The 11,473-nt window shown below is 69.2% G+C and carries 13 protein-coding genes; 10 read left to right on the forward strand and 3 right to left on the reverse strand.

The annotated features are described in order from the left end of the window. The first annotated feature begins 138 nt into the window (after nt 1–138). The 7 genes from AADV74_RS09310 (at nt 139) to AADV74_RS09340 (ending at nt 5,875) form a co-directional block, all read left to right on the forward strand. Nucleotides 139–528, forward strand: a complete 390-nt coding sequence (locus AADV74_RS09310) for a phage holin family protein (RefSeq protein WP_342113327.1) — start codon at nt 139–141, stop codon at nt 526–528. A 105-nt stretch (nt 529–633) separates the two neighbouring features. Next, nucleotides 634–2,010: a sensor histidine kinase gene (locus AADV74_RS09315; protein WP_342113329.1), complete on the forward strand. Its 1,377-nt coding sequence runs from the start codon at nt 634–636 to the stop codon at nt 2,008–2,010. Then, nucleotides 2,007–2,738, forward strand: coding sequence for a response regulator (locus AADV74_RS09320; RefSeq protein ID WP_342113331.1), 732 nt, complete (start codon nt 2,007–2,009; stop codon nt 2,736–2,738). The genes AADV74_RS09315 and AADV74_RS09320 overlap by 4 nt, the downstream gene beginning before the upstream one ends. Nucleotides 2,739–2,916: 178 nt before the next feature. Further along, nucleotides 2,917–3,276, forward strand: coding sequence for an ArsR/SmtB family transcription factor (locus tag AADV74_RS09325; RefSeq protein ID WP_342113333.1), 360 nt, complete (start codon nt 2,917–2,919; stop codon nt 3,274–3,276). Nucleotides 3,277–3,291: 15 nt separating this feature from the next. Continuing rightward, nucleotides 3,292–3,765, forward strand: a complete 474-nt coding sequence (locus tag AADV74_RS09330) for an SRPBCC family protein (RefSeq protein WP_342113335.1) — start codon at nt 3,292–3,294, stop codon at nt 3,763–3,765. A 113-nt stretch (nt 3,766–3,878) separates the two neighbouring features. Then, the gene (locus tag AADV74_RS09335; protein ID WP_342113337.1) at nt 3,879–4,763 is read left to right on the forward strand and encodes an ABC transporter ATP-binding protein; all 885 of its coding nucleotides are present in this window, start codon (nt 3,879–3,881) and stop codon (nt 4,761–4,763) included. Continuing rightward, entirely contained in the window at nt 4,760–5,875 is a 1,116-nt protein-coding gene (locus tag AADV74_RS09340) for an ABC transporter permease (RefSeq protein WP_342113339.1), read from the forward strand. The genes AADV74_RS09335 and AADV74_RS09340 overlap by 4 nt, the downstream gene beginning before the upstream one ends. Before the next feature lie 31 nt (nt 5,876–5,906). Here the strand turns inward: AADV74_RS09340 and AADV74_RS09345 are convergent, their stop codons facing one another. Beyond that, the gene (locus AADV74_RS09345) at nt 5,907–6,536 is read right to left on the reverse strand and encodes a TetR/AcrR family transcriptional regulator (RefSeq protein WP_342113341.1); all 630 of its coding nucleotides are present in this window, start codon (nt 6,534–6,536) and stop codon (nt 5,907–5,909) included. Between the two features lie 73 nt (nt 6,537–6,609). Here AADV74_RS09345 and AADV74_RS09350 point away from each other — a divergent pair, with 73 nt between their 5' ends. After that, nucleotides 6,610–7,680 (forward strand): threonine aldolase family protein, encoded by a 1,071-nt coding sequence (locus AADV74_RS09350; protein ID WP_342113343.1) that lies wholly within the window; start codon nt 6,610–6,612, stop codon nt 7,678–7,680. 111 nt (nt 7,681–7,791) lie between these two features. Further along, nucleotides 7,792–8,382, forward strand: coding sequence for a nitroreductase family protein (locus AADV74_RS09355; RefSeq protein WP_342113345.1), 591 nt, complete (start codon nt 7,792–7,794; stop codon nt 8,380–8,382). A gap of 131 nt (nt 8,383–8,513) precedes the next feature. Here AADV74_RS09355 and AADV74_RS09360 read toward each other — a convergent pair whose 3' ends face one another. Beyond that, the gene (locus tag AADV74_RS09360) at nt 8,514–8,981 is read right to left on the reverse strand and encodes a heme-degrading domain-containing protein (protein ID WP_342113347.1); all 468 of its coding nucleotides are present in this window, start codon (nt 8,979–8,981) and stop codon (nt 8,514–8,516) included. After that, on the reverse strand, nt 8,978–10,027 hold the full coding sequence (locus tag AADV74_RS09365) for a zinc-dependent alcohol dehydrogenase family protein (RefSeq protein WP_342113349.1): 1,050 nt from the start codon (nt 10,025–10,027) through the stop codon (nt 8,978–8,980). Before AADV74_RS09365 ends, AADV74_RS09360 begins: the two co-directional genes overlap by 4 nt. 143 nt (nt 10,028–10,170) lie before the next feature. On the opposite strand from AADV74_RS09365, the gene AADV74_RS09370 reads away from it, so the two are divergent. Next, entirely contained in the window at nt 10,171–11,457 is a 1,287-nt protein-coding gene (locus AADV74_RS09370) for an MFS transporter (RefSeq protein ID WP_342113351.1), read from the forward strand. The last annotated feature ends 16 nt before the right edge of the window (nt 11,458–11,473 follow it).

Here is an 11,473-nt window from a genome sequence, read left to right on the forward strand (position 1 = left end):
CCCACTTCCGCTAGTACCAGGCCGTCGCGACCAGCGGAAGTGGGCAGGTCGGGGGAGCTCGGGCGACCCGGGACTCGGACGCGCCACGGGGCCGAGACTGCGTAGCGCACGCGGGCGTCGAACCGCTACCGTCATCCCATGGTGCGAATCCTCATCCGTGCGGCGATCTTCCTCGGGAGCGCGGCCCTCGGCCTGCTTGTGGCCTCCCTGATCATCCCCGAGTTCCACCTGCACACCGCCGGATTCTTCGTCGCCATCGTGGTGTTCGCCCTGGTGCAGGCAGGCCTCGAATGGCTCGTGCGCAAGCTGACGACGCGGCAGGCTCCGGTGATCGCGGGCATCGCCGGCCTGCTGTCGACCTTCATCGCGCTGCTGGTGGCGTCTCTGTTCACCGACGGGCTCAGCTTCGACGGCGTCTTCGCGTGGATCCTCGCGACCGTCATCGTGTGGGTCATCACCGCACTGGCGACCTGGCTGCTGCTCAAGTACGTGCTGCCGGCGCCGGAGGCGCGCGCCGCCAGTCGCTGAGTCCGCGACGGACCCGCTCGCTGAGGCCCGACGAGGTCGCGGCCGAACCGCCGTCTCCCCCGTGCGACGGATGGCACCCCCTCGCCGTTTCGCTAGCGTGATGGCATGAGCTCTGCTGCGCCCGCCGCGCCCGCCGTCGTCGACGGGGTCGAATGGGTGCGCCCCGGGCCCGACGCCCACGGCTACCGCAACGACGCGATCCTCGCGCTCGTGCTGCTGGTCGGCAGTGCGGTGAGCCTCCTCTTCTACAGGGCCACCGGAACCTACGCCGAAGAGCCCTGGTGGCTCGCGCTGCTGTGGGCGGCCGGCATGACCCTGCCGATCGCCGCCCGTCGCCGCTTCCCCGAGATCATGGCCGTCGTGGTGAGCGTCGTCTACGCCGCCGGGGTGATCGGCCAGGTCGCTGAGCTCCTGATCAGCCAGATCGTGCTCTTCATCGCCGTCTACACGGTAGGGGCGTGGGGGCGCAGCCGCCTGCTCGCCAACATCACGCGCGGAGCGATCGTGGTGGGCATGTTCGCCTGGCTGTTCTGGCAGCTCATCTTCTTCTCGGCCGTGCAGGACTACCTGCCCGACCTCGATCGGTCCACGGACGGCGACGGCTTCATGTCGCCCTACATCGCCTTCGGGGCCATCCAGATCTTCACCAACCTGCTGTTCTTCTGGGGAGCCTGGTACTTCGGCGACTCGGCCTACCGCGCGGCCCGGGAGCGCGCCGCCCTCTCGCAGCGCACAGCCGAACTCGCCGGTGCCCGTGCCCGCGCCGAAGCTCAGGCCGTAGCCCTGGAACGCGTGCGCATAGCCCGCGAGCTGCACGACGTCGTCGCCCACCACGTCTCGGTGATGGGGGTTCAGGCTGGAGCAGCTCGCCGCGTCGTCGCGACCGATCCGCATGCGGCATCCGCAGCACTCAGCGCCATCGAGGACAGCGCGCGTTCCGCCGTCGACGAGCTGCACCGGCTGCTCGGCACCCTCCGCGACGACAGCCTCGACACCGGGGCCGTCGCGATGACGGATGCCGCCAGCACTCACGGGCTGGCCCAACTGCCCGCGCTCGTCGGCGAGGCGACGACGGCCGGCCTGCCCGCCACGTTCACCGTGGTCGGCGCCGAGCGCGCGGTGCCGGCGACGGTCGAACTGACCGCCTACCGCATCACGCAGGAAGCGCTCACGAACGCTCGCAAGCACGCGGGTGCAGGCGCGACAGCCGACGTGAGACTGCGCTACCTCGACGACGCCCTCGAGCTCGAGGTCGCCAATACGGGAACGTCGAGCGCCGCCGGGCGCGCGCACGTGCGCGGGCGGACGGGATCCGGTCTCGGCCTCGTCGGCATGCTGGAGCGAGTGGATGCCGTCGGCGGGGTCGTGGAGGCGGGTCCCCGCAGTCGGGGAGGCTGGCTGGTGCGGGCGAGGTTCCCGCTGGGAGCGGGCGCGGGTGCTGCGTCCGAGGCTGCGGCATCCGGACCCGAGGGCACCGCATGATCCGGGTACTGATCGTCGACGACCAGGCGCTGGTTCGGGGCGGGTTCCGCACCATCCTCGCCTCGGAGCCCGGCATCGAGGTGGTGGGAGAGGCTGCATCCGGCGAGGAGGCCATCGAGCGCACGCGCGAGCTGCGCCCCGATGTCGTGTGCATGGACGTGCAGATGCCCGGCATGGACGGCCTCGAGGCCACCCGCATCATCACGACGGATGCCGCTCTGCACTCCGCCGTGCTGGTGCTCACGACATTCAACCGCGAGGACTACCTGTTCACGGCGCTGCGAGCCGGAGCCAGTGGGTTCCTTCTCAAGAACTCGACGCCTGAGGACCTCATCGAGGCCGTGCAGGTGATCGCACGCGGCGAGGCGCTGCTCTCACCGGCAGTGACCAGACGGGTGATCGCAGCGTTCGGGAGCGTCGGCGCGTCGGCCCGACTGCCGGATCTGGAGCAGCCCCAGCCCCAGACGCAGGCCGAGACGCAGACGCAGGTTCCGACGCCGCCACTGCCGTCGGCACCAGCAAGCACTCCGCTCACCGACCGTGAGCAGGAGGTGCTGGTGCTGCTCGCGGAGGGACTCTCGAACGCCGAGATCGCGGCCCGCATCTTCGTGGGCGAGGCCACCGTGAAGACGCACGTGTCGAAGGTGCTGCAGAAGCTCGGTCTTCGCGACCGGGTGCACGCCGTCGTCTACGCCTACGAGAACGGCGTGGTGCGTCCGGCGGAGTAGCGCTCCCGCCGTTCGCTGGGGCCCGACGAAGTCGCAGCTGAAGCGCCGTCGGGGACTCCGCGACTGCAGCTCGCCTCGCCCGCGGACTGCGTCCGGGCCTCAGCGAACGGTTTCACTCTTGACGAGCGGCGGCATCCGCCTTATGTTTAAGCACATCATTAATTAAGGAGATGCTTACATGACCGGAACGGCGACTGACGAGCTGAGCCTGGTGTTCCACGCCCTCGCCGATCCGACTAGACGTGCGATCCTCTCGCGCCTGTCGAGCGGCGAGGCCACCGCGGGTGAGCTCGCCGAGCCTTTCGCCATGAGCCGCCCCGCCGTGTCGCAGCACCTCCGCGTGCTCGAGTCGGCCGGGCTCATCGATCGCAATGCCCGGGCCCAGTGGCGCACGTGCACGATACGCACGGAGCCCTTGGACGACGTGTCGGCGTGGATCGACGAGCACCGGGCGCTCTGGACCGAGCGCTTCGAGCTGCTCGACGAGCGCCTTCGAGACCTCAAGCAGCAGAAGCAGGACCACCAGCAGGACCACTAGGAGAAGGAGAACACCATGGTCGAGACACTCGCCACGAGCACGAAGCACTTCACCATCGTCCACGTCTTCGACGCACCGCGCGCCGACATCTGGCGCGCGTGGACCGACCCCGACGAGGCCGCCTTCTGGTGGCATCCGCGTGGCCTCGAGACTCCGCGCGAGACCGTCGAGATCGACGCCCGCGTCGGCGGATCGTTCCGCTACACGATGGTCGCGCCCGATGGCAGCGAGTACCCCACCTCCGGCGAGTACCTGGAGGTGGTCGAGCCCGAGCGACTCGTCTTCACCTGGGGCGACCCGGCTCGGCCCGGCGAAGCCCAGCCGCTGCTCACGGTCGAGTTGGCCGAGCACGGTGACGACGGCCGGCAGACGGAGATGACGTTCACCGTGCGCGGCGTCGATGGCCAGCCGGGCGATGACAACATCTACGACGGCTGGGAGAGCGGGTTCGACGTGCTCGACCAGCGTCTGCGGGAGCTCGTGGAGTAGCGAGAGCTTCGGGCACGGCATCCGTCGCTCGGGTGAGACCGCGATCAGATCCACGCGGAGAACCACCCGAGCGGCGGATGCCGAAGAGCCTGTGGCATCCGTAGCGTGGAGCCATGCTCGAACTGAGGAATATCACCAAGCGCTACGGCGAACGCACGGCTCTCGACGACGTGAGCTTCTCCGTCGGCGACGGCCGCATGACGGGCTTCGTCGGCGGCAACGGCGCCGGCAAGACCACGGCCATGCGCATCATCCTGGGTGTGCTCGGGGCCGACGCCGGCTCCGTCACCTCCGACGGGTCGCCGCTCACCGCGGTGGACAGGCGCCGCTTCGGCTACATGCCCGAGGAACGCGGCCTCTACCCGAAGATGAAGGTGCTCGAGCAGATCGTCTACTTCGGGCGGCTGCACGGCTGGAATCCGGCATCCGCTCGCCGCAACGCCCTCGACCTGCTCGAACGACTCGGGCTCGCCGAGCGCATCGACGACACCGTCGAGAGCCTGTCACTCGGCAACCAGCAGCGTGCGCAGATCGCTGCCGCACTCGTGCACCACCCCGACGTGCTCGTGCTCGATGAGCCCTTCTCCGGCCTCGACCCGATCGCCGTCGAGGCCGTGCAGGCCGTGCTCACCGACTACGCCGGCCAGGGCGCGCCCGTGCTGTTCTCCTCGCACCAGCTCGACATCGTCGAGCGGCTCTGCGACGACCTCGTGATCATCTCCGAGGGCCGCATCCGTGCCGCCGGCCCGCGCACCGAACTGCGCGACATCCACGCGCCGGCCACCTACGAGTTGCTGCTCGACAGCGACGTCGGGTGGCTGCGTTCCCTCCCCGGCATCCGCGTGATCGAGTTCGACGGCGGCTACGCCCTGTTCGAGGCCGAGACGGATGCCGCCCACCAGGCCGTGCTGCGTGAAGCGCTGGCGCACGGCGAGGTCGTCAGCTTCGGTCGCCAGAAGGTCACCCTGGCCCAGATCTTCAAGGAGGTCGTGCGATGAGCACCACCCGCAGCACCACCATGAACACCAGCGACTACACCGCACCCTCGCTCGGATCGAGCGTCGCCCTCGTCGCCGGCCGCGAGATCCGGATGCGGCTGCGCAGCAAGGCGTTCCTCATCTCAACGGGAATCCTCATGCTGGCCGTGCTCGCATCGGTGGTATTCGGCAGCATCGCGAGCGCGAACCAGTCGGCACCGAAGGTGGCCGTGATCGGCTCCGCGGAACAGGTCGTGGGAGAGACCGACCTCGAGGTGGTGCCGGCCAGCGACCGCGCCGCCGCCGAGGAGATGCTGCGCGACGGCGAGATCGAGGCCATCATCGTGCCGGGATCCGGCGGCACCGGAGTCACGGTCATCGGCTACGACTCCATCCCCAACACCGTCGTCTCGACCCTGAGCATCGCGCCCGGAGTCGAACTGCTCGACCCTGACGCCCCCGACCCGCTGCTCACCTACATCGTGGCCCTCGGCTTCGGCCTCGTGTTCTTCATGTCGGCCATCACCTTCGGCTCCACCATCGCGCAGAGCGTCGTGGAGGAGAAGCAGACCCGCGTGGTCGAGATCCTGCTGTCGACGGTTCCCGTGCGCGCCCTGCTCGCCGGCAAGGTGATCGGCAACAGCGTGCTGGCCATAGGCCAGATCGTGGCGATAGCGGTCATCGCCATCGGCGGCCTGATGGTCACGGGCCAACGCGTGCTCATCGGCGGCCTCGGCGAATCGGTGATCTGGTTCGTGGTGTTCTTCCTCGTCGGCTTCGTCATGCTCGCCGCCCTGTTCGCGGCGACAGCGGCCCTCGTCTCCCGGGCTGAGGACGTGGGCAGCGTCACCTCGCCCGTGACCATGCTCGTGATGATCCCGTACTTCCTGGTCATCTTCTTCAACGACAACGCGACAGTGCTCGCCATCATGAGCTACGTGCCGTTCTCGGCTCCGGTGGGGATGCCCATGCGCATCTTCCTCGGACAGGCGGAATGGTGGGAGCCGTTCCTGTCACTCGGCATCCTGCTCGCCACGACGGCGGTGGTGCTCTGGATCGGCGAGCGCGTCTACTCCAACTCGCTGCTCAAGATGGGCGGCCGCGTGAAGCTGGCCGAGGCGATCAAGGGCTGAGCCGACGGCCGGATCCGGGGGGATCCGGCCGTCATCCCAGCCGCGGCAGCACGTCGGCGATGAGCCTGCCGAGCTGGGCCTGGTCGAGGGGCGGTTCGCCGCTCTCGATCGAGCGGGCGATCGCCTGACCGAGGAACCGCATGGCTCCGGCAACGATGTTGGTGATGAAGTCGGTCTGCAGGGCCCGGTCGGCTGCTTCGAGCTCCGGATGCTGGCGCTCGAGCCTCGCGCCGATGAGTTGGCGCAGCTCCGTCTCGATGCCCGCGAGCCGTTCCATCTGGCGGGCGAGCAGCTCGGGGTGGGAGGAGATCGCCCGGATGCGGTCGGCGAAGAGCTTCTCATCGTCGAACACGAACTCGGTGTCGACGCTGATCAGGCCGATGGCCTCGGCGAGGAACGGCCCCGCGGAATCCGCGAAGACGCGAGCACGCTCCGCGTTGATCTCGGGCAGCGCGTTGCCCAGCAGGGCGGCATCCTTGGTCTTGAAGTAGTTGAAGAAGGTGCGCTGCGAGACTCTCGCGGCCTCGCAGATCATGTCCACCGTCACGTCGGCGTAGCCGTGCGCGAGCACCAGCGCAATCGCCGCGCCCTCGATGGCGCGGGCGGTGTCGGCGCGCGAACGACGACGCGTTCCTGCATCCGTCGCCATCATCCGCCTCATGTCTGCGCCGCCGGGCGCTGCTCTGTAGCGTACCCAGTCACGAGGCGCTCGACGTCGATGGGAGGATGGACGGGTGACTGAAACGCTCCACGACCCGACCACCCGCGGCTTCGCCTCCGACAACTACTCGGGCGTGCACCCCGAGATCCTCGAGGCCATGGCCGCCGCGAACGGCGGCCACCAGATCTCCTACGGCGAAGACGTCTACACGGAGCGACTGCAGGAGGTCTTCGCCCAGCACTTCGGCGCGGGCGTGCAGGCGTTCCCGGTCTTCAACGGCACGGGCGCGAACGTCAACGCACTGCAGTCGATGCTGCCCCGATGGGGCGCCGTGGTCTGCGCGTCGACGGCGCACATCAACACCGACGAGAACGCGGCCCCCGAGCGCATCGGCGGCATCAAGCTGCTCACCGTCGACACCCCTGACGGCAAGCTCACCCCCGAGCTCATCGCCCAGCAGGCCTGGGGCTGGGGTGACGAGCACCGCGCACAGCCGCTCGCCGTGTCGATCACGCAGTCGACAGAGCTCGGCACGCTCTACTCGGTCGACGAGATCGCGGCCATCGCCGAGTACACCCACATCCACGGGATGAAGCTGCACATGGACGGCGCGCGCCTCTCCAACGCCGCCGCCGCCCTCGACCAGCCGTTCCGCGCCTTCACCCGGGACGCCGGAGTCGACATGCTGAGCTTCGGCGGCACCAAGAACGGCCTGATGTTCGGCGAGGCCATCGTCGTCCTCGAGCCGGCGGCATCCGATGGGCTGATCTACCTCCGCAAGATGAACATGCAGCTCGCCTCGAAGATGCGCTTCATCTCGGCGCAGCTGATCGCCCTGCTCGAGGGCGACCTCTGGCACCGCAACGCCTCGCGGGCCAACGCCATGGCGGCACGCCTGCGCTCCTCGATCGAGGCCGGCGTGGCCGACGGCAGCATCCGCGGCGTCTCGTTCTCGCAGGCGACGGAGGCCAACGGCGTGTTCGCCATCCTCCCCGACGGCGTCGCCGACAGGCTGCGCTCGTCGTTCAGGTTCTACGACTGGGACGCGGCGAAGAACGAGGTGCGCTGGATGTGCGGCTTCGACACCACCGAGGCCGACATCGACGCCTTCGTCGCGGCGATCGCGCGGGAGACCACCGCGTAGTCTCGGCCACTTCTATGCGCACTCATGGAATAAGCAGCGACGTGTGATGTTGTAGAGCGAGGGACAGCGTCGCCCCGGCCTATTCGCATCCACTGGAAAGCTGTGCTCCCGATGACTCTCATCACCGACACCTCACGTCACGCCGACACCACCGCCGCTCTCATCACGCCGCTCGTCGAGCGCTGGAGCCCACGCGCCTACGACCCCACCGCGGTCGTCGACCCCGCCGCCCTGCACTCCATCCTCGAGGCCGCGCGCTGGGCCCCCTCGGCCAACAACGTTCAGCCGTGGCGCTTCGTCGTGGCCACCCGTGGCAGCGACGTGTTCACCACGATTCACGACAACCTCATGGGCTTCAACAAGACCTGGGCCGACTCGGCCGCCGTGCTCATCGTGAACATCGCGGAGACCGTCGACCCCGAGGGAAAGCCGCGTCACTTCGCGCGCTACGACCTCGGTCAGGCCGTCGCGCACCTCACCGTGCAGGCGCAGCACGAGGGCCTGCACACCCACCAGATGGGCGGCATCGAGATCGCCGCACTGCACGAGGCCCTCGGCCTCGACGAGCGCTACGAGATCGTCTCGGTCACGGCCCTGGGCGTGCTCGGCGACGCCGCATCGCTCCCCGACGTGCTGCGCGAGCGCGAGGTCGCTCCCCGCACGCGCCTGTCGCTCGACGAGATCGTGCTGAAGTCGGCGTAGGTCCCACCCGCACCTGCACCCGCGCCCCGGCGCTGCCCTCGAACTGCCCACTTCCGCTAGTCCGGCGCCCGCGCCACTAGCGGAAGTGGGCAGTTCGGCATTGGACAGGGTCCCGATGGCTCCCGCGCGCGCTAGTGCTGTTGTGCCGCCAGCAGCTTCCGCAGGTGCTCCACCACGAGCGCGTGGTCGTCGCGCTGGGGCAGGCCCGAGACTCCGACGGCGCCGATGATCCCGGCGTTCCGGATGCTGATCGGCACGACACCGCCATGCGCCGCGAACTCCGTCGGGTCGAGCCGTGAGTCGACGTCGAAGTTCTTGCCGCCCTCGCGGAACATCTCCCCGACGGCCATCGACGCGCGTCCGTAGCGCTGCACCACGCGGTACTTGCGCTCGAGCCAGGCGTCGTTGTCGGCGTTCGCTCCGGGCAGGGCTGCGTGGAACACCCGCTGGGGCCCGAACCACACGGCGATGGCCACCGGCAGCGCGCCGTCATGCGCGGCGGCCCGGATGCCGCTGCCCAGCGTCCACGCGTCGTCGTGCGTGAACGCGGTGAACTGCAGTTCGTTCTCCTGTGCGAGCAGGTCGTCGTAGAAGCTCATGGGCGCAGCATCACCTTCGTGGCGCGGCGCTCGTCCATCGCGGCGTAGGCCTCTGCGGCATCCGTCAACGGAAGGGTGAGGTCGAACACCAGGCCCGGGTTGACCTTGCCCGAGAGCACGTCGGGCAGCAGTTCGGCGATGTAGCCGCGCACCGGGGCGACGCCGCCGTTCACGCCGACGTTGCGGCCGAACATGCTGCGCACCGGCAGCTCGGGTCCGCCGTTCGGAACGCCGACGTAGCCGACCATGCCGCCGGGGCGGGTCGACCGCAGCGCCTGGTCCATCGACTCCTTGGTGCCGACGCACTCGAGCACCTGATCGGCACCGATACCGCCGGTGAGCGCCTTGACCGCCTTCACGCCGTCGCCACCCCGCTCCTCCACGATGTGGGTGGCGCCGAACTCGCGCGCGATGGCCTGACGGTCCGCGTGCCGCGACATCGCGATGATCGTGGTCGCGCCGAGTCGCTTCGCCGCGAGGATGGCGCAGAGGCCGACGGCTCCGTCACCCACGACTGCCACGACGGATCCGGGGCCGACGCCGGCCGACACCGCAGCGTGGTGGCCGGTGCCGAACACGTCGCTGAGGGTGAGCAGGCTGGGGATGAGTGCGTCGTCGGGCTGCTCTTCGAGCGCGAAGAGGGTTCCGTCGGCGAGGGGGATGCGGACGCGCTCGCCCTGGCCGCCATCGGCGAAACCGCCGACCTTGTCGTCGCCGCCCCACCAACCGCCCTGGAGGCAGGAGGTGCTCACACCGTTGAGGCAGTTCACGCAGGTGCCGTCGCAGACGTAGAACGGAGCGATCACGAAGTCGCCCGGCTTGATCCTGGCGACATCCGGACCCACCTGCTCCACGATGCCGACGAACTCGTGACCGATGCGGTGGGGTTCGTCGGTCGGCGTCACGCCGCGGTAGGGCCAGAGGTCCGAGCCGCACACGCACGAGGCCACGACGCGCACGATCGCGTCGGCGCCGGTGGAGAGCACGGGGTCTGCGACCTCTTCGACTCGGATGTCACGTTCACCGTAGATGAGGGTAGCCAGCATGCCTCGAGCCTATGCCTCCTGCGCAGGCCTCGCGCAGGCCTCGGGATGCCAGGCTGACGGATGCCGTCGACATCGCGGGGCGGCGGATGCCCCGAGCCATCCTCAGGTGGCGCGATGTCGGTGGCGTCCGCAAGACTCTCCGGATGAGCGGCATCGCGGAATTCTGGCGCGCCCTGCCCACGGCGGGGCGGTGGTTGCTGTCGACGGTGGCGATCTCGACCTTCGGGCGGGGCCTGACACTGCCGTTCACGATCATCTACCTGCACGAGGTGCGCGGCTTCGACCTGGGGCTCTCGGGCGGGCTGATGAGCCTCATCGCCCTCACCGGGCTCATCGTCACGGGACCGGGTGGAACTCTCATCGACCGCTACGGCGCGAGGATCGTGCTGCTGTTCGGCCTGACGTCGATGATCGCCGGATGCACCCTGCTCGCGTTCTCGACGGATCCCGCGGTGGCCGCCATAGCACTCGTGCTCATAGGCGTGAACTTCGGCGTCTCCTGGCCGGGCATCAACGCACTCATCGCGACAGTCGTCCAGGGCGACCTGCGCCAGCAGTACTTCGGTGTGAACTTCGCCCTCGTGAATCTCGGCATCGGGGTCGGCGGCATCGTCGGCGGCTTCTTCGTCGATGTGCAGAACCCGGACACCTTCGTCACGATCTTCCTCGTCGACGCCGCGAGCTCGCTCATCCCCATGGCACTGCTGCTCGGACCGCTGCGCCGCGTGAGCACTCAGACCACCTCGGATGACGACGACGCCCCGAGCGGCGGGTACAGGGAGATCCTCCGACAGCCCGCCATCCGCTGGCTGACCCTGCTCACCTTCGTCGCCGTCTTCATCGGCTACGGCCAGATGGAGGCGGGCTTCCCCGCGTTCGCCAGACAGGTGTCCGGAGTTTCGACCCAGGTGATCGGGTTCGCCTTCGCCGTGAACACCGCCGTGATCGTGTTCCTCCAGTTCGCCGTGCTGAAACGCCTCACCGGTCGCCGTCGCACGCGCGCCATGCAGGTCATGGCCGCGGTGTGGGCGGGCTCGTGGCTGGTGCTCGGTGCCACGGGCCTGCTCCCCGACTCACTCGCCTCCGCCGTCGGGGTGCTCGCCTTCATGGGAATCTTCGCCTTCGGCGAGACGCTCCTGCAGCCGACCGTCCCCGCCGTGTACAACGACCTCGCGACCGACCGCACCCGCGGCCGGTACAACGCGGTCAACTCGGCCGCGTTCCAGGGCGGCGCCATCGCGGGCCCGGTGGCAGCCGGGCTTCTGCTCGACGCCGACCTGGGCGGCTGGTACATCGCGCTCATGGTCGCCGGCTGCGCCGGAATCTGCGTGCTCGCGGCAGTGCTCGAGCGAAGCATCCCGGCGACCGCGAACGGAGTCACCGAGCAACAACCGTCGCCGACGACGGACGACGAGCGCGTCGGCGACTGACCCCCCGCGCCGCCGT

Origin of the sequence: Leifsonia stereocauli, assembly GCF_038432415.1 — a bacterium.
GTDB classification, from domain to species: domain Bacteria; phylum Actinomycetota; class Actinomycetes; order Actinomycetales; family Microbacteriaceae; genus Orlajensenia; species Orlajensenia stereocauli.

Coding starts and splice junctions, on each gene's coding strand:
- AADV74_RS09310 (WP_342113327.1), top strand. CDS start 139: ATGGTGCGAATCCTCATCCGTGCGGCGATCTTCCTCGGGAGCGCGGCC.
- AADV74_RS09320 (WP_342113331.1), top strand. CDS start 2,007: ATGATCCGGGTACTGATCGTCGACGACCAGGCGCTGGTTCGGGGCGGG.
- AADV74_RS09325 (WP_342113333.1), top strand. CDS start 2,917: ATGACCGGAACGGCGACTGACGAGCTGAGCCTGGTGTTCCACGCCCTC.
- AADV74_RS09340 (WP_342113339.1), top strand. CDS start 4,760: ATGAGCACCACCCGCAGCACCACCATGAACACCAGCGACTACACCGCA.
- AADV74_RS09315 (WP_342113329.1), top strand. CDS start 634: ATGAGCTCTGCTGCGCCCGCCGCGCCCGCCGTCGTCGACGGGGTCGAA.
- AADV74_RS09335 (WP_342113337.1), top strand. CDS start 3,879: ATGCTCGAACTGAGGAATATCACCAAGCGCTACGGCGAACGCACGGCT.
- AADV74_RS09330 (WP_342113335.1), top strand. CDS start 3,292: ATGGTCGAGACACTCGCCACGAGCACGAAGCACTTCACCATCGTCCAC.
- AADV74_RS09355 (WP_342113345.1), top strand. CDS start 7,792: ATGACTCTCATCACCGACACCTCACGTCACGCCGACACCACCGCCGCT.
- AADV74_RS09360 (WP_342113347.1), bottom strand. CDS start 8,981: ATGAGCTTCTACGACGACCTGCTCGCACAGGAGAACGAACTGCAGTTC.
- AADV74_RS09370 (WP_342113351.1), top strand. CDS start 10,171: ATGAGCGGCATCGCGGAATTCTGGCGCGCCCTGCCCACGGCGGGGCGG.
- AADV74_RS09365 (WP_342113349.1), bottom strand. CDS start 10,027: ATGCTGGCTACCCTCATCTACGGTGAACGTGACATCCGAGTCGAAGAG.
- AADV74_RS09345 (WP_342113341.1), bottom strand. CDS start 6,536: ATGAGGCGGATGATGGCGACGGATGCAGGAACGCGTCGTCGTTCGCGC.